This window comes from Bradyrhizobium embrapense (assembly GCF_001189235.2).
In the GTDB taxonomy this organism is placed as follows: domain Bacteria; phylum Pseudomonadota; class Alphaproteobacteria; order Rhizobiales; family Xanthobacteraceae; genus Bradyrhizobium; species Bradyrhizobium embrapense.
In genome coordinates, this window is record NZ_LFIP02000001.1 from 936,164 (window position 1) to 959,078 (window position 22,915).

22 protein-coding genes and 1 pseudogene are annotated in these 22,915 nt (G+C 65.0%); 11 read left to right on the forward strand and 12 right to left on the reverse strand.

The window, feature by feature from the left end:
- Positions 1-2: 2 nt before the first annotated feature.
- The 4 genes from AKN83_RS04730 to AKN83_RS39455 all read right to left on the reverse strand — a co-directional run bounded on the left by AKN83_RS04730 (position 3) and on the right by AKN83_RS39455 (position 3,741).
- Positions 3-1,244 (reverse strand): SDR family NAD(P)-dependent oxidoreductase, encoded by a 1,242-nt coding sequence (locus tag AKN83_RS04730; RefSeq protein WP_083991921.1) that lies wholly within the window; start codon positions 1,242-1,244, stop codon positions 3-5.
- Positions 1,241-2,419, reverse strand: coding sequence for a thiolase family protein (locus tag AKN83_RS04735; protein WP_083991922.1), 1,179 nt, complete (start codon positions 2,417-2,419; stop codon positions 1,241-1,243). Before AKN83_RS04735 ends, AKN83_RS04730 begins: the two co-directional genes overlap by 4 nt.
- Positions 2,420-2,555: 136 nt before the next feature.
- Entirely contained in the window at positions 2,556-3,338 is a 783-nt protein-coding gene (locus AKN83_RS04740; RefSeq protein ID WP_050400252.1) for an aspartate/glutamate racemase family protein, read from the reverse strand.
- A gap of 82 nt (positions 3,339-3,420) precedes the next feature.
- Entirely contained in the window at positions 3,421-3,741 is a 321-nt protein-coding gene (locus tag AKN83_RS39455; RefSeq protein WP_157113209.1) for a hypothetical protein, read from the reverse strand.
- 224 nt (positions 3,742-3,965) lie between these two features.
- On the opposite strand from AKN83_RS39455, the gene AKN83_RS04745 reads away from it, so the two are divergent.
- The 4 genes from AKN83_RS04745 to AKN83_RS04760 are packed head-to-tail and all read left to right on the forward strand — an operon-like array spanning position 3,966 to position 8,679.
- A complete protein-coding gene (locus AKN83_RS04745) occupies positions 3,966-5,117 on the forward strand; it encodes an ABC transporter substrate-binding protein (protein ID WP_050400251.1) in 1,152 nt (383 codons plus the stop codon).
- Positions 5,118-5,159: 42 nt separating this feature from the next.
- Positions 5,160-6,203, forward strand: a complete 1,044-nt coding sequence (locus AKN83_RS04750; protein ID WP_050400249.1) for a branched-chain amino acid ABC transporter permease — start codon at positions 5,160-5,162, stop codon at positions 6,201-6,203.
- Positions 6,200-7,969 carry a branched-chain amino acid ABC transporter ATP-binding protein/permease gene (locus tag AKN83_RS04755; protein WP_050400248.1) on the forward strand — a complete coding sequence of 590 codons (1,770 nt, stop codon included), beginning with the start codon at positions 6,200-6,202 and terminating at the stop codon, positions 7,967-7,969. The genes AKN83_RS04750 and AKN83_RS04755 overlap by 4 nt, the downstream gene beginning before the upstream one ends.
- Positions 7,966-8,679, forward strand: a complete 714-nt coding sequence (locus AKN83_RS04760; RefSeq protein ID WP_050400247.1) for an ABC transporter ATP-binding protein — start codon at positions 7,966-7,968, stop codon at positions 8,677-8,679. Before AKN83_RS04755 ends, AKN83_RS04760 begins: the two co-directional genes overlap by 4 nt.
- Before the next feature lie 132 nt (positions 8,680-8,811).
- Here AKN83_RS04760 and AKN83_RS04765 read toward each other — a convergent pair whose 3' ends face one another.
- Positions 8,812-9,426: a LysR family transcriptional regulator gene (locus AKN83_RS04765; RefSeq protein ID WP_050400297.1), complete on the reverse strand. Its 615-nt coding sequence runs from the start codon at positions 9,424-9,426 to the stop codon at positions 8,812-8,814.
- Positions 9,427-9,554: 128 nt separating this feature from the next.
- On the opposite strand from AKN83_RS04765, the gene AKN83_RS04770 reads away from it, so the two are divergent.
- The 3 genes and pseudogenes from AKN83_RS04770 to AKN83_RS04780 all read left to right on the forward strand — a co-directional run bounded on the left by AKN83_RS04770 (position 9,555) and on the right by AKN83_RS04780 (position 11,195).
- The gene (locus AKN83_RS04770) at positions 9,555-9,947 is read left to right on the forward strand and encodes a RidA family protein (RefSeq protein WP_050400246.1); all 393 of its coding nucleotides are present in this window, start codon (positions 9,555-9,557) and stop codon (positions 9,945-9,947) included.
- 47 nt (positions 9,948-9,994) lie between these two features.
- Positions 9,995-10,695, forward strand: a pseudogene (locus tag AKN83_RS04775) (L-2-amino-thiazoline-4-carboxylic acid hydrolase).
- Between the two features lie 194 nt (positions 10,696-10,889).
- Complete coding sequence (locus AKN83_RS04780; RefSeq protein ID WP_050400245.1) at positions 10,890-11,195, forward strand: hypothetical protein; 306 nt, start codon at positions 10,890-10,892, stop codon at positions 11,193-11,195.
- A 196-nt stretch (positions 11,196-11,391) separates the two neighbouring features.
- On the opposite strand, the gene AKN83_RS04785 is transcribed toward AKN83_RS04780, so the two are convergent.
- The 5 genes from AKN83_RS04785 to AKN83_RS04805 form a co-directional block, all read right to left on the reverse strand.
- A complete protein-coding gene (locus AKN83_RS04785; protein WP_050400244.1) occupies positions 11,392-12,099 on the reverse strand; it encodes a hypothetical protein in 708 nt (235 codons plus the stop codon).
- Positions 12,096-12,527: an acyl-CoA thioesterase gene (locus AKN83_RS04790; protein ID WP_050400243.1), complete on the reverse strand. Its 432-nt coding sequence runs from the start codon at positions 12,525-12,527 to the stop codon at positions 12,096-12,098. The genes AKN83_RS04785 and AKN83_RS04790 overlap by 4 nt, the downstream gene beginning before the upstream one ends.
- Positions 12,527-13,435, reverse strand: coding sequence for a fumarylacetoacetate hydrolase family protein (locus AKN83_RS04795; RefSeq protein ID WP_050400242.1), 909 nt, complete (start codon positions 13,433-13,435; stop codon positions 12,527-12,529). The genes AKN83_RS04790 and AKN83_RS04795 overlap by 1 nt, the downstream gene beginning before the upstream one ends.
- A gap of 42 nt (positions 13,436-13,477) precedes the next feature.
- Complete coding sequence (locus AKN83_RS04800; protein ID WP_050400240.1) at positions 13,478-14,584, reverse strand: cupin domain-containing protein; 1,107 nt, start codon at positions 14,582-14,584, stop codon at positions 13,478-13,480.
- 111 nt (positions 14,585-14,695) lie between these two features.
- Entirely contained in the window at positions 14,696-15,724 is a 1,029-nt protein-coding gene (locus AKN83_RS04805) for a carbon-nitrogen hydrolase family protein (protein WP_050400238.1), read from the reverse strand.
- A gap of 116 nt (positions 15,725-15,840) precedes the next feature.
- Between AKN83_RS04805 and AKN83_RS04810 the strand changes: the two genes are divergently transcribed.
- The 4 genes from AKN83_RS04810 to AKN83_RS04825 are packed head-to-tail and all read left to right on the forward strand — an operon-like array spanning position 15,841 to position 20,552.
- Positions 15,841-18,000: a thiamine pyrophosphate-dependent enzyme gene (locus AKN83_RS04810; RefSeq protein WP_050400237.1), complete on the forward strand. Its 2,160-nt coding sequence runs from the start codon at positions 15,841-15,843 to the stop codon at positions 17,998-18,000.
- A gap of 10 nt (positions 18,001-18,010) precedes the next feature.
- Positions 18,011-19,576, forward strand: a complete 1,566-nt coding sequence (locus AKN83_RS04815; RefSeq protein ID WP_050400235.1) for an indolepyruvate oxidoreductase subunit beta family protein — start codon at positions 18,011-18,013, stop codon at positions 19,574-19,576.
- Positions 19,576-20,070 (forward strand): MarR family winged helix-turn-helix transcriptional regulator, encoded by a 495-nt coding sequence (locus AKN83_RS04820; RefSeq protein WP_050400234.1) that lies wholly within the window; start codon positions 19,576-19,578, stop codon positions 20,068-20,070. The genes AKN83_RS04815 and AKN83_RS04820 overlap by 1 nt, the downstream gene beginning before the upstream one ends.
- Entirely contained in the window at positions 20,070-20,552 is a 483-nt protein-coding gene (locus AKN83_RS04825; RefSeq protein WP_050400233.1) for a MarR family winged helix-turn-helix transcriptional regulator, read from the forward strand. The genes AKN83_RS04820 and AKN83_RS04825 overlap by 1 nt, the downstream gene beginning before the upstream one ends.
- A gap of 9 nt (positions 20,553-20,561) precedes the next feature.
- Here AKN83_RS04825 and AKN83_RS04830 read toward each other — a convergent pair whose 3' ends face one another.
- A complete protein-coding gene (locus AKN83_RS04830) occupies positions 20,562-21,290 on the reverse strand; it encodes an SDR family NAD(P)-dependent oxidoreductase (protein ID WP_050400232.1) in 729 nt (242 codons plus the stop codon).
- Positions 21,291-21,292: 2 nt separating this feature from the next.
- On the reverse strand, positions 21,293-22,909 hold the full coding sequence (locus AKN83_RS04835; RefSeq protein WP_050400229.1) for an ATP-dependent acyl-CoA ligase: 1,617 nt from the start codon (positions 22,907-22,909) through the stop codon (positions 21,293-21,295).
- Positions 22,910-22,915 lie beyond the last annotated feature (6 nt).

The window sequence follows — 22,915 nt, forward strand, 5'->3', positions numbered from 1 at the left end:
TCCTATTTGTCGAGCTCGCGCTCGAGCGCTTTCGGATTGGCGGCAAGACGCTGCCTGATTTCTTCGGCGACGTCTCCGACATACATCTCCTCAAGACCGCCGCGGAGCCCGGAGACGACCGCCTGCGCAACGGCGCGCGGCGCGACCTTGGGCGGCGGCACGGTCTGGAACCACTCGTTGTCGACCGGCCCCGTGAACAGGTTCAGCACCTTGACGCCACCGGGCCGCAGTTCCGCGCGCAAACAATGCGACAGCGACAGGCAGGCGGCCTGCGATGCCGAATAGGCGCCGAATGCGGGCCAGTTCGCCAGCGCATGAACCGACAGGATATTGACCCAGGCGGCGCTGCTGTTGACGCCATCCGCACCCCGCATCCGCATCGCGGGACCGAAGGCCTGCGCGAGGTTGATGAAGCCGAGGTAGGCCTGGTCGATCTCATCCCGCGCGACACTCGTGCCCCTACGGTCGAGCACGCCGCCGGCCCGCACATATTCCGTCGTGTTGACGAGGATATCGACCTTGCCGCCGATGTCGGCCGCAAGATCGGTCACCGACTTTTCGTCGGACGCATCGAGCGTCACGACCTCGACCCCTTGCTGTCCGCGCAGCCACTGCTCGCCGGCAAATGGCCGCCACGGTTCAGCGACGCCGACGAACACCGTCTTCGCGCCGGCGGCCTTCAGCGCCGCCACGGCCTCCTGGCCGATCAGACTGCGGCCGTTGGTCACGAGCACCCGCCGGAATTTCGGATCGGCCGTCATTTCCCGCCACTGCCTGTCGTCTGCCATGTTGGGAGTCTCCCCCTCGGGGCGGGCAAAGGCCACCGCCTGACCGCTCTTGTCGAGCTGAAACGACATGACGACCGGCGCGCCCTCGACGCAGTCGGCATGCAGGTGCGCCACCATCGTCGGGCCGCAGTCCAACTTGACGAGGCCGATGCGCCAGGGCGCCCGCTCGCGGAAATAGACGTCGCTCGGCACGCGCGCCGTGGTTTCGGCCAATAGCGCGCCGCGGCGCGGTGCATCGACGAAGGCGAGACTGCCTGAGAGACAGGCCGGGCACGCCTCGCGCGCCGGATAGGCGAAGGCGCCGCACGCCTCGCAGCGCTGCAGCATGAAGCGACCTTCGGCGGCAGCGCGCGTGAATCCGTGCGATGTCCTGCTGCGCGCGCGCGGCGGTGACGCCGGAAGACGCGTCCGCAGCAGCGGGTTCTTGCGCCGGGGCGGTTCAATCGGATCGATCATCGCGCGGGCCCCGCAAAGATCACGGCGCCCGAGGCGAGGCCGCGGTCGTAGTTGATCATGCCGAAGCCCGAAGCCAGACCGAGCTTTGCATCCTTCACCTGGGTGGGACCGGCTTCTCCGAGAACTTGCCTCAATCCTTCGACCAGCCCGAGATAGGCGCCGGCGGCGCCGGCCTGCCCGGCCGAGAGCTGGCCGCCCGAAGTGTTGTGCGGGAAGTCGCCGTCAACCGTCAGATCGTGCTGACGCACGAAGGCCGCGCCCTCGCCCTTGTTGCAGAAGCCGAGATCCTCGAACTGCATCATCGTGATGACGGGATAGTCATCATAGGTCTGGACGATATCGAGATCATCGGGCGTCACGCCGGCCATCGCATAGAGTTCGTCGACATCCATCGCCCAGCCGCCACGCACCTGCATTGGATCATCGGCGAAGGCGTTGTGCCGCTCGATCGTCGACAGCAATCGCGCCGCCGGCAAGCCAAGCGATGCCGCGGTCTCGTCCCGCATCACAAGGAAAGCCTCGGCACCGGCGCATGGCATGACGCAATCGAACAGATGGATGGGGTCGGAAATGGGACGAGCCGCCAGATATTGCTCGAGCGTCAGCGGCGTCTTCATCAGCGCATGCGGGTTGCGCAGCGCGTTGGCACGCTGGGCGACCGCGATCCTGCCGACGTCCTCGCGCGTGACGCCATAAGTCCGCATATAGTTGCGCGCGATCAGCGCGAAGCTCGCATTGGCGCCACCCGCTCCGTAAGGGTAGACCGCGTCCTGATTGAAGCGCGAGAAGTTCTCGAGCGTCAGGCGGAAGGAATCGACGTGGTTGGTATCGCCGGCAACGCATGCCACGATGTCGGCATCGTGTGCCTGCACGGCGCGCGCCGCCTTCCGCAATGCCGCGATGGCGCTGGCGCCGCCGAGCGGGACGGTATCCAGCCATCTGACGCACAGCCCGAAATGCTGCGTCAGGCCGATCCCGCTGTCGGTCCCCATGGTGAAGCTCGAGACGCACAGGCCGTCGATGTCGGAGGCCTTGATGCCGGCCCGCGCGACCAGCGCGCTCAGCGCGCGGCCGATCCACCATTGCGCGCTCTCGATGGAATAGCGCGCATAGGGGATCGTGACGGGAGCCGCCATCACGATGCCGTCATACGGTGTACGCAGCGAATTCTTCACCAGCCGCCTGCCTTGCCTGCTCGCCCCAGATCACCGTCAGCTTCATATCGATACTGCCACGAGTCGTATTCAAACAGGGTCACGTTCTCGGGTCTCGTCACGTCTGGCTCTCCAGAGCTGGTCGGCTGTTCGGGCGCTAACGTTTGTTGCGCGCGAGCATCGCCCGGAAATCGTCGCGCGCCATGCCGCTGGCACGCTTGAAGCTCGGTCCGCGGCTTGGCTCGGTGCCGTTGAGCCGCCGGAGTTGCACCCACATCTCGGCGCTCTTCAACGCCACTGCAGCGCAGTTCACGACGGGCGCGTGTCCAACCTTCAGGCCGTGCTCGCGCCCGATCAAAAGGCCCGGCAGCACACCGGCGGGGATCACCACGTCGGCGCCGCGCTCGACCAGCGGCAGGGCGCAGGCCAGGAAATCCTCGATCATCCGCGCGTGCGCCGCCTGATCACCGGCGAATGCGCTTGCGAAATCCTCCGGCTTGCAGCCGAGGCCGGTCACGTGGACGATGCGATCACGGAGGCCGTAACGTTCAGCCTGCTCGTAGTGCCAGACCTCGAACGCCGGATCGAGCGTCACGAGGCCGAGGCGCCGGCCGAGTTGCGAGGCCGCGAGCAGCGTCGCCTCGCCGGTCCCGATCACGGGAATGTCGAGCGTCGCGCGGAGTTCATAAAGACTGGGATCCTGGAAATGGCCCATCACGAAGGCGTCGAACCCGTTTTCTTCGGCAGCGATGCCGTTGTCGATCGCCTGAACCGCGCAGCGCAATTCGGCGAGCCGGCCGAACTCCCGATCCGGCGGCGAAATGCCCTCGACCTGAACCGTCGTGCCGGGCGCGGCGATCGTGTTGAGGTACTCCGACAGCCGCGCCATGTAGGGCGCGTTCACGCTCGCATCGACGAAACTCTGCCAGTAGATGCGCATCGCCCTTCTCCTCAAACGGTGATGGGAGCATCGGCCGTCGGCCCGCCGACGGAGATATTTCAATCATAAACTAATTAACCCGTCAAATGCGCACGACAAGGCCCGCCAAGAGCACCTCTCCATCGCGACGAGAAGGCCGATTTTCCGAGAGGAAGAAGTGAAGGAAATGGCGCGCGCTGACAAAATTGTATGCAGCAACATTTTTTTCTGACAGTCCCGCGACACGTGTTGACGACGCTACCGAGGATACTTTAGGCTTTAAATAATCAACCATCGGCCACCGCCGGTGGCCAAAACGATGATGTTGCAGGGCACCGATTTTGAGAAACTCAATCGCGTGGACAACCGTCGGGCCGCAATGGCCGGCAGCAGCATCGCCGGTCGCGCGTCGCGGCTCCGGCATTCGCCTCCTTTCGTTTCGACAGATGCACGCCGGTTGCGACCGCCCCTCCCGCTGTTCGAGCGGCACGCCTCGCCATGGCCGGTGACGCCCCGGCCAAGCGAACTTCCCCTCGCCGCGCCCGGCGTCTGGCGCTGCAGCAATACCTTCAGTCGGTTCGTTCGCAGCCCGGGCTCCCTGCCGGGCTTCCGGACATTCGTATCCAGCATCATTGGAGGACAACGCAAATGCGGCAGAAGACCCTGGGCCTACTCGCACTTGTCGCCGGCGTCTTCGCAGCATCGGCTGCGCAGGCCGACATCACGATCGGCTTTGTCACCTCGCTGAGCGGCAACGGCGCATCGATCGGCATCCCCTACGGGCGCGGCGTCAATGCTGCCTACGAATACAAGAAGACCATCAACGGCGAGACCATACGCCTGATCCAGCTCGACGACGGCTCCGATCCGTCGGCCGCAACGCGCAACGCCCGCAAGCTCGTGGAAGAAGAGAAGGTCGATTTGCTGATCGGCACCGCGACGACCCCCTCGACCATCGCCATGGCCGCCGTCGCCAGCGAATTGAAGGTGCCGATGATCTCGATCTCGCCGGTCGGCAAGCTACCGGACTCGCCGGAGCAATGGATCGTCGCCGTGCCGCAGCCGGCGTCGCTGCTGGTCAAGATCGTCGCCGACCGGATGAAGCGCGACGGCATGAAGAACATCGGCTATATCGGCTTCTCCGATGCGTGGGGCGACCTCGTCTACAACGGAGCCAAGGCCGCCGAGCCCGCCGACGACATCAAGATCCAGACCAACGAACGCTATGCCCGCACCGACACCTCGGTGACCGCGCAGATCCTCAAGGTCATGGCCGCACGTCCCGACGCAGTGCTGATCGGCGGCTCCGGCACGCAAGGCGCGCTGCCGCTCATCACGCTCTCCGAGCGCGGCTTCAAGGGCAATACCTACGGCACCGTGGCGCTGGTCAATCCGGACTTCGTCACTGTCGGTGGCAAGGCCGCCGAGGGCATCCAGGTCTCCGCCGGCCCGGTGATCGTGGCCGAGCAGCTTCCGGACGAGCACTTCGCCAAGAAAATCGCGCTCGACTTCCGCGCGGTCTACCAGAAGACCCATAACATTCCGACCACCGACGGGTTCTCCGCCTACTCCTTCGATGCCTGGCTGATCTTTGCCAACGCCGCCGAGCGCGCGCTGAAGACCGCCAAGCCCGGCACGCCCGAATTCCGCACCGCGCTGCGCGACGCCATCCTCAGCACCAAGGAACTGCCCGGCGTGCACGCCGTCTACAACTTCAGGCCCGGTGCGGTCACCGGCGTCGACGAGCGCTCGCTGGTGGTGGTCCGCCTGACCGGCGGCGCCTGGAAGTACGCGCCATAAGCGGAAGATGGCCGGCGGTCGGAACGGGGGAACGGCGCCTCAATGACGAGCGACATCGCGGCCATCCTTGCGATCGACGGGATAGCCACCGGCGCGGTCTACGCGCTGGTGGCGATCGGAACCGTGCTCATCTTCACGGTGACGCGGGTGATCTTCATCCCGTTCGGCGACATCGCTGCGTTCACCGCGCTGACGCTTGCAGCGCTCGATGCCAAGCGCTTTCCGGGCACCGGCGCGCTGGTCGTGGCGTTGGCGTGCCTTGCGACCCTGATCGAGATCATCTCGCTCGTTCGGAGCGGCGAGCTTCGCCTGTTGCCGCGCGCGCTGCTGTTCTATCTCGTGCTTCCATTGGCGGTCGTCGGCATCGCCTGGCTCACGATGCGCATCGACCCGCCGCTCGCCGTGCGGCTCGTGCTCGCGTTGATGCTGATCACGCCGATCGCCCCTCTGCTCGACCGGATCGTCTTCCGCCCGATCGCCGACGGCACGGTGCTGCTGCTGCTGACGGTCTCCGTGGCGCTGCATTTCGCGCTGGTCGGCCTTGGCCTCTTGTTCTTCGGCCCCGAAGGGGTCCGGACCGAGCCGCTGACATCGTTCTCGACGGAGTTCGCCGGCGTGCTGATCTCGGGGCAGACCATGCTGATCGTGCTCGCAGCGCTCGTCTTCAGCGGCCTGCTCTATCTGTTCTTCGACTTCACGCTGGTCGGCAAATCGCTCCGCGCCACCGCGGTGAACCGGACCGGCTCGCGATTGATGGGGATCCGGCCGGCGCGCGCCGGCACCATCGCCTATCTGCTGGGCTCGCTGATGGCCGGCGTCTCCGGAATCCTGATCGCGCCTGTCAATACCGTGTTCTACGATTCCGGATTCTTGATCGGCCTCAAGGCGTTTGTCGGCGCCATCGTCGGCGGCATGACCAGCTATCCCGGCGCCGCGATCGGCGCGGTCGGGGTCGGCATCCTCGAGAGCTTCGCCTCGTTCCAGAGCAGTGCCCTGAAGGACGTCATCGTGTTCTCGCTGCTGATCCCTATCCTGATCTGGCGATCCCTCGCCTCGCTGCATTCCGAGGAGGAGATCGAGGAATGACGCGCCTTCATGTGCAGCTCGCAGCAGCAGCAGCACTGGCGTGCCTCGCGCTCGCGCCATTCGTGCTGAGCCCGTTCAGCGTCACGCTGATGAACTACATCGGGATCTATTCGCTGGTCGCCATCGGCCTTGCGCTCCTCACCGGCGTCGGCGGCATCGTGTCGTTCGGGCAGGCCGCGTTCGTCGGCATCGCAGCCTATGCGACCGCGTGGGTCTCTGCCCTCAACGGGCAATCGCCCTGGCTCGGCCTGCTGTTCGGGGTGGCGCTGACCTGCGGCGTCGCGGCGATCCTCGGCGTCGTCACCCTGCGCCTGCAGGGCCATTTTCTCTCGCTCTCGACCGTTGCATGGGGCCTTGCGATCGGCTTCCTGTTCGGCAATGTGGAGGGACTCGGCCGCTTCAACGGCATCTCGTCGATCCCGCCGATCAGCGTTGGTTCATTGGCGCTCGTCTCCAGCGCGCAAATCTACTACCTGATCTGGGGCATCGTCGCCCTCGCGCTCCTGCTCGGCTACAATCTGCTGGACTCGCGGCTCGGCCGCGCCATGCGGGCGCTGCGCGGCGGCAATACGCTGGTCGAGAGCCTCGGCATCAACGCCTTCCGCATCAAGCTCGTGACCTTCGTGATCGCCGCGTTCCTGGCCGCGCTCTCCGGATGGCTCTACGCGCATATGAGCCGCTTCATCAGCCCGGGCCCGTTCGATGCCAGCATGGGCATCGAATATCTGATGATGACGATGGTCGGCGGCGCCGGCAGCCTGCTCGGCGGGGTCGTCGGCGCCGCTATCGTCACCCTGCTCAAGAACAGCGTGCAGGATTATCTGCCGCTGATCGCCAAGGGTGCCTCCGGCCAGCTCGAGATCGTCGCCTTCTCCGCGCTGTTCATCCTGTTCCTGCAATGGGCGCGGCAGGGCATCGTGCCCTCGATTGCGCGCTATCTGCCGAAGATCAGGCGCGAGCGGCCAGAGCCGGCGCCGCCGCTGCCACGCCGTCCGCAGCCCGCACCGGGCGAGCTGCTGCTGAAGGTCGACGGCGCCGAGCGAAGGTTCGGCGGTCTCATCGCGGTCAACAATGTCAGCTTCGAGGTGAGATCAGGTGAAATCCTGGCCGTGATCGGCCCGAACGGCGCCGGCAAGAGCACGATGTTCAACTGCCTGACCGGCGCACTGCGGGTCAGCAAGGGTGAGATCGTCTTCGCCGGACGCTCGATCGTGCGCGATCCGCAATCCCGCATCGCCAAGGCGGGCGTCGCCCGGACCTTCCAGCATGTCAAGCTGCGGCCGCGCATGAGCCTGCTGGAGAACGTCACGCTCGGCACCTACGGTCGCACCAGCAGCGGCCTGTTCGCCGGCGCGTTTCGCCTCAATCGGCGAGAGGAAGCCAGCGCCCGCCACGAGGCGCTGCTGCAGCTCGAGCGCGTCGGGCTCGGCGACAAGCCATTCGAGCTCGCGGGCAATCTTCCGCTCGGCAACCAGCGCATCCTGGAGATCGCGCGCGCGCTCGCCGCCGATCCCGCGCTGCTGGTGCTGGACGAGCCGGCGGCCGGCCTGCGCCGCCAGGAAAAGTTGCGACTGGCGGAGTTGCTCCGCTCGCTGCGGGCGGATCACCTGACCATCCTGATCGTCGAGCACGACATGGAGTTCGTGATGTCGCTGGTCGACCGCATCGTGGTGCTCGATTTCGGCTCCAAGCTCTGCGAGGGCGTCCCGAGCGCGATCCGCAGCGACGAGCGGGTACAAGAGGCCTATCTCGGAGGCGTCGCGTGAGCCAGATGTTGTCCATGACCGACGTCACCGTCTGCTACGACAACGTCGAAGCCGTTCGCAACGTCTCGCTGTCGGTCGACGAGGGACAAATCGTTACCGTGATCGGCCCGAACGGCGCCGGCAAGACCACGCTGCTGATGGCCGCGATCGGCCTGCTCGCATCGCGCGGCAGCATGGTGTTCCGCGGCAGCGACATCCGGAAGATGTCGGTCGAGGATCGCGTCGAGCGCAGGCTCTGCCTGGTTCCGGAGAAGCGCGAGCTGTTCTCCGACATGTCGGTTGCCGACAACCTCCTGCTCGGCTCCTACAGCCTGCGCGACCGCTCCGGCGTGCAGAAGACGCTCGACGAGGTCTATGATCGCTTTCCCCGCCTGAAGGAGCGGCAACGCCAGGCCGCCGGCACGCTGTCCGGCGGCGAGCGCCAGATGCTGGCGCTGGGGCGCGCGCTGATGGCAAAGCCCGCGCTGCTGATGCTCGATGAGCCCAGTCTCGGCCTCGCGCCGCTGATCGTGCGCGAAATCTTCCGCACCATCGCCTCGCTCCGCGACCTCGGCGTGTCGATCCTGCTGGTCGAGCAGAACGCCCGTGCCGCGCTCGAGACCGCCGACTATGGCTACGTGCTGGAGACCGGCGAGATCGTGCAGTCCGGCCCCGCCAAGGACCTGATCCACGATCCCCGGCTGATCACCGCCTATCTCGGCGGGCACTGACACCAAAATATCGAAAACAACCCCATGCACAGTCGCCGGCGGGTGCCGAGGGCGCGATTTCGCTTTTTACGAAATCGCCTTGACACGTCGGGCAAATCAGGGGTGTAATGCCATCATCGCAGCGCAGGTCCGCTATCCGACCAGACGAGGGCGGCGGTTCGCGAGCGGGTTCTCGACCAGCACGGCGCGCAGCCATTCGCGGAAGCTGACGATCTCGGGACAATCTGCGGTGCCTTCAGGCGCAATCAGCCAATCACCCAAACCGGATCCCTCGTTGAGCCGGTCGCAGCGATGGCCCGGATGGTGGCCAAGGCCGCGGGCGATCAGCAGGTCGACCTTGCCCTCGGCCAACTCGTGCAAGCCGGCGGGCTGCAGCACCTGCAAACCGATGTCCAGATGCGCGCCGCGAAACTCCGCCAATTTGAGGCGGCGCAGGTCGAAGCTGCCATGGACCCCCAATTGCAGCGGCACCGCACCTGCCGGTTTCAATTGCGAGGTCGCGTCTGCGATATGGCGAAAGCCTTCGGAGACCCCGGGCAAATAGGCCTGCCCGGCCGCGGTCAGGATCAGCTGCTTGTGCAACCGCTCGAACAACTGCACGCCGAGGCGCGCCTCCAGCGCTTTCACCTGCTGCCCCACGGCGGCAGGCGTCACGTGCAGCTCGTGCGCGGCCAGTTTGAAGCTGAGGTGCCGCGCGGCGGCCTCGAAGGCGCGGAGCGCGTTGAGGGGTGGAAGGGCGTAGGTCATCGCGCGGCAGTTTGACACCGACAGGCGGTGGCCTTGCAATAGATTTTCTTGCGCTGAACCGCAGCAAACATGCTTTGCCCCGCGGCGACACCGCCGGATACGGTCACGCCGCAAACCGGAGACGCGCTATGCCCTCAGCTCACATCGTCAGCCACAATCCCGCAACGGTCCACCCTCCCGCCGGCGGGTACTGCATGGGACTTGAACTGACCCAACACCGCCGCCTGCTCTTCATCAGCGGCCAGGTGCCCGAGAGATCAGACGGCACCGTGCCCGAGGGCTTTGAGGCCCAATGCGAGCAGGCCTGGCGCAACGTCATGGAGGTGCTCGCCGCCGCAGGCCTTCGCGTCGAGCATCTGGTCAAGGTCACCACGTTCCTGACCGGCCGGGATCAGCTCGTGCCCAACCGCACCATTCGTCGCAAGATGCTCGGCGAGCATCAGCCCGCGATGACGGTCGTGATCGCCGAGACCGTGGACAGCAAATGGTTGCTGGAGATCGAGGCGATCGCCGCCGAATAAAACCAGCTTCCTCGACGTCACAACGATCCAACCGTGTCAGGTGTCCAATGATTGAGACGATCCATCCGTTTTACGAGTCGCATCGCGGCGCAATGGAGGCCGCCATGCGCCACCGCCTCGAGCTTGCCGAAGCGATGTTGCGCGAGCGCGCGCATCTCACCGAGATCGATCGAATTCGACAGGAGGTGATGAACGAATTCCAGATCGTGCTCGCCCAAATGCCCTATGTCGGAGGCGCGGCAAGTCGTATGACCGATTTTTTCATGCGTCTCACGGGCTTCATGGCCATCAGCCGGTGCTGCGGCGGCACGGCGTGCCGCTTTCCGTGATCGGCGAAATCGAACGGGAAACCTACAAGGCGCAATTGCTCGGGGAGCCCGAGGCGGAGCGCCTTGCCTCAGGGCGTCAATTCATGTCGCCCGAGAATCAGGCCTTGCTGCGCGAACAGGCGATAGAAAGCGCGGCGGAAAGCCACCAGAAGGAGTTTCCGGAAGATTTCGTCTACGATTTCGTCGAACCGGGCCCGGGCGACGAGTTTGAATTCGGCATCAATTACAGGGCTTGCGGCTTTTGCAAATTCGCGGCTCGCCATGGAGACAAGGAAATCCTGCCGAACATTTGCGGGCTTGACTTCGACGCCTATGCGACGCGCGGCATCCGCCTGGAAAGAACGCAGACATTGGCCGGCGGCGCGAGCTACTGCAATTTCCGATTCTCGCCACTTTCGCCCCCGTCACCATGTCGCTAATGCTCTGAATTGACTTCCGCTTTCGGCGGCGCAGCGGACGTGACCGGACCCGCCGCCGGCTCGCCCCAGTCGCGAATGACCCAATGCGGAAGTCGCCTCGCTTCATCTAAAATTTAGCATTCGGCAAGTCAGAGGTTGCCGAAAGTGTTCGCTACAACTTAATGAGGGCTGGCTGACCTGCCGCGAGTTAATTCATGAAGCGCTACAGAAGGCAATTAAAGCTAGGGCTTCGCACTAAAGCAGATAACGATGCTTGGAAGGATGGCCTTGAGGGCGACATCGCGTTCCTCAAGGAGCATGATCCGAAGGCGTTGAACATTGCGCTCAATCACATGCCTCCGGGGGAGGCTCGCCGAAAATGGATTATGTTCAATGCTCAGCTCGGGCGCTTGCGGCAACGCGCCGAGAGCGACGAAGATGCAAAAAAGGAGCTTGCCAGCATGATTGCAGCGTTCCTCGATTCACTCGCGACTCGCAAGAGGCCTTCCGCTGGAAATTAACGAATGCACCAATGCTATAGGCAGGCGTAGGTGTATGGTCTGCTTGTGGCCCTTCGCGTCATTTAGCTGCGCTGCAGAATTTGGTCGCTATCGAGGCATAGCGGACTTTGGCAAGCCGTGCGTTGGCAGATTTATGGTTCACGGCCTAAGTCAAAGAGCGCATCTCCAGCGCGGCTCGCAACCAGCCTTGATGCCATCATGCTATGGGCCGTACCACCCTTGTCAGCATCGGGAAATGCTTGTTGCCGCCGGCGAACGGCGGAAACTGGACGAAGTCGGCGCGCATGCGCTTGATCACGTCGGAGCCCAGTGCGCGCGCAAGGGCCTGCGGGCTGTCGAACATCAGCCTGTTGCGCTGCATGTACTCGACCCGCTGCGACGGCAGCCGGTCGACCCAATCGATGCGCGTGTAGATCTCGATCTGGCGCACGTCCGGGAAGCTCCGCATGATCGTCGGATGATGCTCTAGGTAGTGCAAGTTCCAGGCATTCATGTCGTCGGCCGGCCCGGGATAGTGCACGAGGTAGCTGCACGGCGTGACCGTGCCGCTCGCATGCGTGGCGTCGTCGACCGGAAAAGCGCGCGTCACCATCGCCTGATGCGTCACGTCCAATCCGGCAAGGCTCGGCAACCCGCGACCTGCCGCAAGAGTAGCGAGCACACCGCCGCGATCGATCGCGGCCTCGCACGCAAACAGGTTCGGAAAGCGCAGCAGGAGCGCAAAAACCGGCCCGGCCCCGTCGGCCTTGTAGGGATGATCGACCGATTGCTCCAGAGGCGTAAACAGCAGGCCCTCGGCCATCTCCGGAATCGACCCGACCATGGCAGCCGCAGCCGTAACATCATCCGGTTCAATTCGCCGTACGCCCGTCGGATCGGAGAACGTCAGGAACAGCGAGATCATGATGCCGTCGCCTCCTCGCCGGCTTGCAGATGCGACATGAGCGCCGCGCGGACGTCGTCGGGCCACGGAATCGCATGATGATCGACCAGCGACGTCGCCGCGAGTATCTGGCGGGCGCGCCAGCGCAGGCCATCTGCGCCCTCGATCACGTGTGACAAATGCAGCGACGCACGGCCGATCTTGACGATGCGCAGGCCGAATGTCAGGCGGTCGCCGAACTTCGACGGCCGCGAGAAGTCGCAGGTCAGATGCACCGTCGGGGTGCCGATCTTGCGGATCGTGATCAGCTCCGGCCAGCAGAACCCGATGGTCGACCAGAACTCCTCGACCACGCCGTTGAGGATGTTGAGGTAGGACGGGAAATAGGCGATCCCCGACGGATCGCAGTCGCCGAACCTCAGCTCGCGATCGAACGAGAACGACGTCATCAGATCGCGACGACCGGGTGCCGGATGACGCCGACGCCATCGACGCCGGCCTCGACGACGTCACCGGGCCACAGCCATTCCTGCGGGCTCATCCCGGCGCCGACGCCTTCGGGCGTCCCGGTCGCGATGATGTCGCCGGGCTCGAGGGTCATGCCGGACGAGATGTCGGCGATCAAAGCCGGAATGTCGAAGATCATGTATTTGGTGTTGGAGTCCTGCTTCATGACGCCGTTCTTGGTCAGCCAGAGCCTGAGATCATGCGGATCAGGAATCTCATCCGCGGTCACGATGCAGGGGCCGAAGGGCGCGTAGGTGTCCATGCCCTTGGAGAAGATCCACTGCCCGGCACGGCGATTGTCGCGCGCGGAAATGTCGATCATCACGGAGTAGCCGAAGACATGATCCATCGCCTTCTCGACCGGGATGCGGGTCGCGGTCTTGCCGATAATGACGGCGAGTTCGACCTCCCAGTCGAGTTGCCGGGTCATCCTGGCATTGTGCTGGATCGCGGCGCCCGGCCCGATCACCGAGGTCGGCGGCTTGGAGAACACGACCGGCTGCTTGGGCAGATCCTTGTCGGTATCGAGGCTCCTGGCGGATTCCGCTACATGCGCGCGATAGTTCAGCCCGATGCCGAAGATGTTCTTGCGCGGGCGCGGGATCGGCGCTTGCAGCTTTACGTCCTCGACCGCAACCGCCGAGCCGGCCGGGAATCGGCCATTGGCGTCCTCCAGTGCATCGCTGAGCGCAGGCAGTAGGGTCACGCTGTTGTCGATGAACGACAGCATATCACTCGGCCATGTTACACCGCTGGACGCACCAAGGTGCTCGACATCGACGACCAGTCCATTGACGAGGGCTCCAAGACGGGCGCCGCTTGAGCCCAAAGTGTAGGTGACAAGGCGCATGAAAGCTCGATCCGCTTTTGGGTTGGGTTCTGCGAAATAATGTCAGGCCGCGACCGGCTGATGGCCGGCATTGTCGCCATAGGCTTCTTCCCGGTAGAGGCCGAGCCCTTCGATGACGGGGAGATCGTTGAAGCAAAACAGGCAGGCGTCTTCACTTTCGGACGCGTTGCCGTGCTCATGCCAGGCCCAGGAGGGAACGCAGAAGATGTCGCGCTCCCGCCATTCGAACCGCTTGCCGCCGATCACGGAATAGCCATGTCCTTTGGCGACCTGGTAGACGAAGCTTCCGGTGTGGCGGTGCGATTTGGTTCTCTCGCCCGGCCGCAGCAGCTGCATGCTCGCGCCGATGGTCTGCATCACATGGCCGCCGGTGACCGGATTGACATAGTTCATCAGGATGCCGTCATAGGGCGATCCGTCGGTGGCGGCGGCGTATTTCTGCAGGGATTCGTAGGTCGGCTCCCACTCATATTTGAACATCGGCGAATAGCCGTTCGCCCATCGCGAATCCGCCGGCCGCAGACCCGGATTGCCCCAGGTCCTGGTCATATCGTCGACGGGATAGCGGGAATCCTCCTGCTGTATTTTCGGGTGCACGACGAAGAAATTGGCCTCCAGCGCGTTGACCAGCGGAATGTCGAGCCCGTCCTGCCAGATGCACACCGAGCCGTCTGCCTCGACGCCATGCTCGTGCCAGGTGCCGTTCGGCGTCAGCACGAAATCACGCGCGCCGAGCGTCATCTTGTGGCCGTCGACGATGGTATAGGCGCCCTCGCCTTCCATGATGAAGCGGAGCGCCGAGGCCGAGTGCGCGTGGGCGGAGGCCACTTCGCCCGGGTGCATCACCTGCAAACCCGAATAGAGCCAGCCGACCGCGGCCGACACGTCGCGGCGACCGGGATTGCTGAGATAGATTACCCGCCGTCCCGCCTTCTCCGGCGAAACCAGCTCCACGGAGCGCAGCACGTGCTCACGCAGATCGCTGTAGCGCCAGAGCACAGGAACGGACGCCGACTGCGGCTGCCACGGCTCGATCTTGTTGGCGACCGTCCACAGCGCGCCGGCCTCGAACTTCTCGAGATCCCTGTAGTAGGCCTTGAGCTCCGGGGTATCCTCGACATTGGCCCGGCCGATGACGTTCTCGCCCATCCTGTCCTCCAGGTCTTATCTCAGTCTCATGCAGTCCTGTCGCCGCGTCCACGACTGTCGTCCTGGCCTTCGCCAGAACGACGGTGATGAGGGATCGCGCTTCAAGTCCCATCATTCCGTCCTGCCTGGGATTGAGACGAAGCTCACCTGCTCCGCGACGTCGGCCGCTAGGCGTTCGTCGTCCGAAAGGCCGAGCGGTGCCAGCGGCCGGCGATTGACCCGCAGATCGAAGATGTCGAACCGGTTATAATGCCCGACGATGTCGTGCATCTGCTTCGGCTGAATGCAGCGCTCGAGGTCGATATCGGCATAGACGACGCCTTCATCGTCGATCAGCGGCGCGCCGACGACGCGGCCATCGGGTCCGATCACGCCGGAGAATGCGCTCGACTTACGCTGCAGGCGCGCCCGCGCATCGTGCACGACGGTCTCCATCGCTGCGATGATCTCCTCGGAGACGGTCGAGCAGGAAACGATCGTGAAGATCTTTCCCTCGAAGGAATGGGCGATGGCGCGCAGCTTGATCGCCTCCGCCATGTCGTAGTCCGGCGGCGCGACGGGAAGCGAGATGTAGCTTGCGACGTGAACCAGCTCGCCCTGCCCGAGCAGCGCGAAGCGCGCGAGCGTGTTGGTGTTCTCGCCGCAGGCGAGCCCGCCGAGACGCCCGATCTCGGTGTCGTAGACGCGCAGGCTCGAGCCGTCGCCGCCGGTCCAGGTCAGCTTCTCTGCCCAGGTCGGCACCAGCTTGCCGTGCTTGCCGAGCAGCGTTCCGTCCGGGCCGATGAAGACCAGCGTGTTGTAGATTGCGCCGAGCGACACCGGACTGCGCTCATTGACGCCGAGGACGACGTAGCACCCGCTATCGCGCGCCGCCTTGCGTACGACGTCGATCTCGGGGCCCGGCACCAGCACCGACGCCTTGACGAGCTTCTCGAACCAGGCGCTTCCGGTGACGGGATCGGTGATCCAGTTCCAGTAGGGATAGCCGGGCACGAAGACTTCGGGGAACGCGACCAGCCGTGCACCGTTCGCCGCGGCCTCACGCACCAGTGAGGCAGCCTTGTCGACGGTCGCGGCAGCGTCGAGAAAGACAGGAGAAGCCTGGACGGCGGCGGCTCGAAAGCGCGGCAGCTTCAGCATTGGCCCTACCCTGTCGCCGGCTCATAATCGTCGCCTGGAGCAAAGCCCATGGCGGGCACAGCGTTTGACTTACTTTACATGTAAACGTATGCTATAGCATATTTCTGGAGGGTGCAATGGCTGAACGGTCTTTTGCTCGCGAGGTCGAGGATCTCCGGCTCGGCGACGGCGACACCTTCCGCGGCGAAGGCATCCTCGCCATCACCAAGGCACTTCTGCAATCCGGTGTCTCTTATGTCGGCGGCTATCAGGGCTCGCCGATCTCGCATCTGATGGACGTGCTGGCCGACGCGAAGGACGTGCTCGACGATCTCGGCGTCGTGTTCCAGAGTTCCGCCAATGAAGCGGCGGCGGCGGCGATGCTTTCGGCTTCGGTGATGTATCCGCTGCGCGGCGCGGTGGCGTGGAAGTCGACCGTCGGCACCAACGTTGCCTCCGACGCGTTGGCCAATCTCGCCTCCGGCGGCGTCACCGGCGGCACCATGATCATCGTCGGCGAGGATTACGGCGAAGGCTCCTCGATCATGCAGGAGCGCACCCATGCCTTTGCGATGAAATCGCAGATCTGGCTGCTCGATCCGCGCCCCGATCATGAATGCATCGTCAATCTGATCGAGAAGGGCTTCGAGCTCTCGGAGGTCTCCAACACCCCTGTGATGCTGGAGGTGCGCGTCCGCGCCTGCCACATGCACGGCAGCTTTGCCTGCAAGGACAATGTCAGGCCCGCCCACACCATCAAGGACGCCCTGAACAATCCGAAGCGCGACGTCGGCCGCATCGTGCTGCCGCCGGCGGCCTACGAGCATGAGCAGGAGAAGATCAGGACGCGGATGCCTGCAGCGATCAACTTCGTCCGCGACAACAGGCTGAATGAATGGATGGGGCCGAAGCAGGGCAAGGTCGGCATCATCATGCAGGGCGGGATGTACAACAACGTCATCCGCGCGCTGCAATATCTCGGGCTGTCGGATGCCTACGGCAACACGCAGGTTCCGCTTTACGTCATGAACGTCACCTACCCCGTGATCGACACCGAGGTCGCCGAATTCTGCCTCGACAAGGACGCCGTCCTGATCGTCGAGGAAGGCCAACCGGAATATCTGGAGCAGGCGATCAACACCGTGCTGCGCCGCAGGGATATCCAGGCGCGTGTCCACGGCAAGGACGTGCTGCCGATGGGCGGCGACTACACCGCGCAGGTGCTGCTCGGTGGCATCAGAGAATTCATCGAGAAAACCGAACCGCGGCTGCTCGGCAACCGGCCGCCGGCGCCGGACGCAAGCTCCGTGCTGGGCCAGCCCGAGGTCGAGAAGCTGAAGCACGTCGTGCCGGCGCGGCCGCCCGGGCTCTGCACCGGCTGTCCGGAGCGGCCGATCTTCGCCGCCATGAAGCTGGTCGAAAGCGAGCTCGGCGAGCACCATGTCTCCGCCGACATCGGCTGTCACTTGTTCTCGATCCTGCCGCCCTTCAACATCGGGGCGACCACCATGGGCTTTGGCCTCGGCCCGGCCTCGACCTCGGCCTTCAACGTCAAGGCCGACAAGCGCTCGATCGCCGTGATGGGTGACGGCGGCTTCTGGCACAACGGCCTGACCAGCGGCATCGGCAACGCCGTGTTCAACAAGCATGACGGCGTGTTCGTCATCGTCGACAATTACTACACCTCGGCGACCGGCGGTCAGGACATCCTGTCGTCGCGCGCGATCAGCAAGCGGCGCAACACCAACAACTCGATCGTGCAGGCCGTGAAGGGCATCGGCGGGCAATGGGTCCGGCAGATCGACCGCACCTACGATGTCGGCCGGATGCGCGACACGCTGAAGGAGGCGCTGACGACCAAGGAGCAAGGCCCCAAGGTCATCGTCGCGTCCTCCGAATGCATGCTGAACAAGCAGCGCCGGGTGAAGCCGCAGATCAGCAAGGCGATCAAGGACGGCGTACGCACCGTCAAGGAGCGCTTCGGCGTCGACGAGGACGTCTGCACCGGCGACCACGCCTGCATCCGCCTCTCCGGCTGCCCGTCGCTCTCGGTCAAGCAGCTCGACGATCCCCTGCGCGACGATCCCGTCGCGGCGATCGACAATTCCTGCGTCGGGTGCGGCAATTGCGGCGAGGTCGCGGACGCGGCGGTGCTGTGTCCCTCGTTCTACCGCGCGGACGTCATTCACAATCCGACCGGCTGGGACAAGTTCAAGTCCAAGGTCGCCATGGCCGTCATCGGCTGGCTGCAGCGGCGGCGCGATCGCCGGCGTCCGGCCCTCGAGGCTCTGGCGTGAGAGCTCTGGCATGAGAGACGAAACGGTCAAACTGGCGCTGCCCGCCGCAGGTGATGCGACCGAGCGGCCGATCTCGATCGCGATCGTCGCGATGGGTGGCCAGGGCGGCGGCGTGCTCACCGACTGGATCGTCCAGCTCGCCGAGAACCATGGCTGGGTTGCGCAGTCGACCTCGGTGCCCGGCGTCGCCCAGCGCACCGGCGCCACGATCTACTATATCGAGGCGATGCCGCCGCTCGACGGCCGCAAGCCTATCCTGTCGCTGATGCCGACGCCGGGCGACGTCGACGTGGTGATGGCGGCGGAATTCATGGAAGCCGGCCGCTCGATCCTGCGCGGCCTGGTGACGCCGGACCGCACCACGCTGATCGCATCCAATCACCGGACATTCGCGATCGGCGAGAAGATCGCACCGGGCAACGGCATCGCCGACCAGGGCGCGGTGACCGGCGCCATCGGGGTCGCCGCCAAGACCGAGATCATCTTCGACATGAACGCGCTGGCGATCGCCAACGGCAGCGTGATCTCGGCCGCGATGTTCGGCGCGCTCGCAGGCGCCGGCGTGCTGAGTTTTGGCCGCGAGAGCTATCTCGACGTGATCCGCGCCGGCGACAAGGGCGCACAGGCCAGCGTCCGCGCGTTCGAGGCTGCGTTCGACCGCGTGCAGTCGAAATCCCCGGAGCCGACGCCGCCTTTGAAATCGAAGGCGCCCGACACCGCCCCCGCTCCGGCTGCGCTGGATCCCCATCTTGCCGGCCTCGCCGCCCGGCTGACGCAGGAGTTGCCCGCGGCCGTGCAGGCGATGGGCCGCGCCGGGCTGAAGAAGGTCGTCGATTTCCAGGACGTCGCCTATGGCGGCGAATATCTCGATATCCTCGGCAAGCTTCACGCTGCTGATCGCAGCGCCGGCGGCGCCGAGCGCAACTTTGCCTTCAGCGAGATCGCCGCAAAATATCTCGCCAACGCCATGACCTATGACGACGTCATCCGCGTTGCCGATCTCAAGACCAGATCGGGCCGCCGCGCGCGGATCGAAGGCGAGCTCGAACTATCCGAGGGTCAGGTGCTCCAGACCACCGAGTTCATGCATCCCCGCATGGAAGAGGTGATGGGCATGCTCCCGGTGGGCCTCGGCCGCTGGCTTGAAGCGAGGCCGCGCCTGCTCGGTTGGCTCGATCGCCGAGTCAACAAGGGACGCCGGATCCGGACCTACTCGCTGCCCTGGTTCCTCGCGCTCTATGCCGTCGGCGGACTTCGCGGCATGCGCCGCCGCTCGCTGCGTCACGCCATCGAGACGGCGCATCGCGACGAATGGCTCACGGCCGCGACCGAGGCCGTCCGAACCAACTATCAGTTGGGCGTCGAGATCCTGCAGTGCCGACGCCTCGTCAAAGGCTATTCCGACACCCACAGCCGCGGCCTGTCGAAATTCGACAGGACGCTGGCCGCGATCAAGCTGGTCGCGCCGCGCGAGGATGCCGCCGACTGGGCGCGCCGGCTGAGGGAAGCCGCGCTGAAGGATGCCGCCGGCAACGAGCTCGACGGCGTGATCCGGACCATCAAGAGTTTTGCGTGATGCCGGCAGCACTCAAGGAGAGCACCGCCCCCGCATACGGCCAGATTGAAACCCGGCTGTGGCTGCAACTGCTGTCGCTGCACGGCGAGCTGTTTGCGTCGCTGAATTCGATGCTGAGCTCGGAATTCGGGTTGTCGCTGGCCAAGTTCGACGTGCTGGCGCAGCTCGACCGCTACCGGGAGGGCCTCGCGCTCGGACAGTTGTCGCAGAACCTGAAAGTGTCCGGCGGCAACGTCTCCGGCCTGGTGCAGCGCCTGGTGGCTGACGACCTGATCAGCAAGGAGATGTCGAGCGAGGACCGCCGGTCGTTCATCGTGCGCCTGACGCCGAAAGGCGAAGCCCTGTTCAGGAAGGCGGCCGACGTGCACAAGCGGCATCTCAGCGAACGGCTCGAAAGTATTCCCGCCCGGGAGCTGGAGACCGCACTGTCGGTGCTGCGGTCCCTCGCCTCGAAACTCGGCAGCGAAAGCAAGAAGCAGGGTCGCAGGACATAATGGCCAAAGACTCCAGGAGCAGATGGAAATCCGGTCCACCGCGGACACGGGACCAGCTGCAAAGCTACATTCCCTATCTCTTCAACCGGCTCGCCAATCGCTGGAACCTGGATCAGAACCGCGATCTCAGCGAGCACAACATCAACAACGTCGTGTTCCGGACGCTGTCGGTGCTGTTCATCTACAAGACCCTGACCGTCAACGAGATCGCCGTTTTGGCCGTCACCGAGCAGTCGACCGCGAGCCGCATGATCGAGTCGATGGTGTCATCGGGTCTCGTCAAGCGCGAGATCGCAGAAGAAGACCAGCGTCGCCGCGTCGTCGGACTGACCGCGGAGGGTGAGGCGCTGCTGCGCAAGATCTGGCCGATCATGGAAAAAAATTACGACCGGCTGACGGTGGGCATCGATCCCGACGAGATCGAGGTGTGCGCCCGGGTGCTGGCCAAGATGGTCGAGAACATCCGCCAAAACCAGATCTGATCGCCGCGATCAGGGACTGAGGCCGGCCAGGCTGGTGCCGCCGCAGACGTAGAGTACCTGCCCGGTCACGAAGTCCGAGCGCTCGTCGAGGAAGAAGCGGATCGCGTGCGCGACGTCCTCACGCGAGCCGAGCCGCCCGACCGGAACGTTGCGCGCCATCTTCTCCTGCTGCTCGGAGCCCTTCGGGACGATGCCCCAGAAATTGTCGGTCAGGATCGGACCCGGTGCGACCACGTTGACCGTGATCCCGCTCGACGCCAGCTCCAGCGCCCACGTCCGCGCCATGCCGTGCACGCCGGCCTTGGTCGCGGAATAGGCCGAGCGCGTGGCCGCGCCCATCGCGGCGCGCGAGCTCACGAACACGATCCGCCCGAACCGTCGCGACCGCATCCCTTCCATCGCGGCCTGGGTCAGCAGCATCGGCGCGCCGAGATGCAGCTGCGCCAGCGTCAGGATGTCTTCCGGCTTCGCATCGGCCAAGAGGTTCGGCAGGATGATTCCGGCATTGTGCACGAGGCGATCGATCGCATGGTCGCGGCAGATCTCCTCGGCAATGGCCCGCGTCTCCGCGATGTCGGTCAAATCGGCGCGATAGGCGGTGAGCAGCTCGTTGGTCCAGTCTGGCTTCTCCAGGCCGACCGAGATAACCCGCTGTCCCTCGCCGACGAGCTGCTTCGCCAACGCCTCGCCGATGCCGGAATTGCCGCCGGTGATGAGTGTGGTGCGGGTCTGGCTCATGATCACTCCTGCCGCCGCTTGAGGTCGCGCAGATCGAAGAAGGCGCCGTCGCGCATTAGTCTCGCGACGAAATCCTTCAATCCGCCGCGCTGGATCTTCTCGGTCGCGGTCAGCGGAAGCCGATCGACGAACGCGATCCAGCCCGGCGCCTTGTAATAGGCCATCTGCTCGAGGCTCCAGCGCACGATGTCCTCGGCGAGCGCGCGGTCCGCGCCCGGCTGCTCGGCGATGATGACCGCCGCGACCTCGTCGCCGCGCACTTGATCGGGCGTCGCTGCGACCGCGGCCTGGCGGATCGCGCCATGGCGGTTGAGCACGGACTCGACCTCGACCGCGGCGATGTTCTCGCCGGAGCGGCGGATCACGTTCTTCTTGCGATCGACGAAATGCAGATCGCCATCGGCATCGCGCGACACGATGTCGCCGGTATGCAGCCAGCCGTCCTTCCAGGCTTCGGCGGTGGCCTCCGGGTTCTTCAGGTATTCCCTGAAGAAGCCGAAACGGGGATCATCCCCCGCGTGCCGCACCAACAGCTCGCCCGGCATTCCCGCCGCCGCATCGCGGCCGTCGTCGCCGACGATCCGGACCTCGACCTCCGGCGCCGGACGGCCGAAACAGCTGGTGCCGACCTTGCGCGGCTCGGCATTGGCGGCGATCACGCCGCCGCTTCCGGTCTCGGTCATCGCCCAGGCCTCGAGCAGCGGGAAGCCGAAGCGCTCCTCGAACGGCGCATGCAGCAGCCTGTCGACGCCGGCGCCGAAGCCGAACCGCACGCTGTGCGCACGATCATCATTGGTCGGCGGCGCGCTCATCAGCATCGAAGGCATGACGCCGAGATAATGCAGGCAGGTCGCGCGGCTGTCGCGCACCGATTGCCACCAGCTGCGCGGATGGAAGCGATCGAGCATCGTCAGGCTGCCGCCGACCGTCAGCATCGCCATCAGCGACACCGCCATCGCATTCATGTGGAACAAAGGCAGCGGCGTGATCATACGCACGCTATCACCGCCGAGATCGATCAAGCCGCCGACGTCGCGATACCAGTCTCCAGAATACAGGAAATAGGTGTTGGTCAGCACGCAGCCCTTGGGCTGGCCCGTCGTCCCCGACGTATAGAGCAGCGCGCATTCGCTCGCACCGTCGCCGGCGTTCGCCGGCCGCGCGCCACCGAACGGGGCCGGGATCTCGCCGCCGTCGGTCGCGACCGGAATCGGCCGGCCGGCCTGGCGCGCCGCCGTCTCGACCTCGTCGCGCCGCCTGGCGAGCACGAAGGCAGCATTCATCTCGGAATGCGCGATGATGTATTCGAGCTCGCTGACCCGCAGATCCGGGTTGATCGGCACCACGGACACACCGAGCGCGTTCAGCGCGAACCACAGCTCGACGAACAGCGGCCGGTTCTGCAGCAGCAGCCCGACCCGATGGCCTTCACCGTAACCGCGGCTCGCGAACGCCGCGCGCCAGCGCTCGACCCGCTCCAGCATCACGCGATACGAGATCTCCCCGGCCGCGATGCCGTAGATCTCGGCCGTCTCGGGCAGCACGTTGAGGAAGCCGGCCTCGCCGCGGTAGAGGGCGGTCTCGCGGAAGCGGGCGTAGACGGTGGTCGCTGCGGTCAAGGCGCA